This is a genomic window from Oleiphilus sp. HI0067, from assembly GCF_001635735.1.
Genome location: NZ_LWFI01000306.1, coordinates 1 through 692 on the forward strand (window position 1 = coordinate 1; position 692 = coordinate 692).

The window sequence follows — 692 nt, forward strand, 5'->3', positions numbered from 1 at the left end:
TTCTTGAGATAACGCAGAATCATTGTACGCTTGCCCAAACCAGTGCGGCCAATCGCATAAATATTGTAGCCGCTACCAGGCATCGCCATTGCAAAACGAACTGCTTCTTGCGCCCGTTCCTGGCCAACTATATCTTCAAGTGGTTCAAGTGTTTTGGTTGAAGAGGCAGCTATATTAGCTGTTGCGCACTCTGCGTATACGTCAGTGTAAGAAAGCTTTTTCAAGACAGAACCTTACTCACAAGGTGAGAGTCGTTTTAGCGAAGGAATCTACACTCTGCAATAATTTGCATCAACGCGCAAAAGCCTAGCGCACATTATTAAAGAACATTAAGTAATTGACGATATATTAACCACAGAGTCTTGTTAGAGATTTGGTTATGCATATTGAACGATTCACACCTCAAATCAGAAAAACGCTAGTCAAAGCGCGAGAGCGTGTTGCGCTCATAAAAAACGACGCGAATCCTAATCAAGATCACCAAGACAGACGTAAAACAAAAGACCGTCGGAATAAAAACCTTCCCATAAATTTTAGAGATCGTCGGGAAGGAAAAGACAGACGTAAACAAGATCAAAAGGCTGCCATTCAAGACCACGAATCAAACCTTGGTCAAAATATCGATATAAGCGTTTAATCGTTGGTATGTCAGGCGTAATCGGTTAACCTAAACAGTCATGTTATGCGAGTTT

2 protein-coding genes are annotated in these 692 nt (G+C 41.8%); one reads left to right on the forward strand and one right to left on the reverse strand.

Going from position 1 to position 692, the window contains the following annotated elements:
• Positions 1-224: AAA family ATPase (locus A3739_RS03730; RefSeq protein WP_156502326.1), on the reverse strand; the 224-nt coding region annotated here is incomplete at its 3' end.
• A gap of 155 nt (positions 225-379) precedes the next feature.
• Here A3739_RS03730 and A3739_RS03735 point away from each other — a divergent pair.
• Positions 380-637, forward strand: coding sequence for a hypothetical protein (locus A3739_RS03735; protein WP_068478768.1), 258 nt, complete (start codon positions 380-382; stop codon positions 635-637).
• Positions 638-692 lie beyond the last annotated feature (55 nt).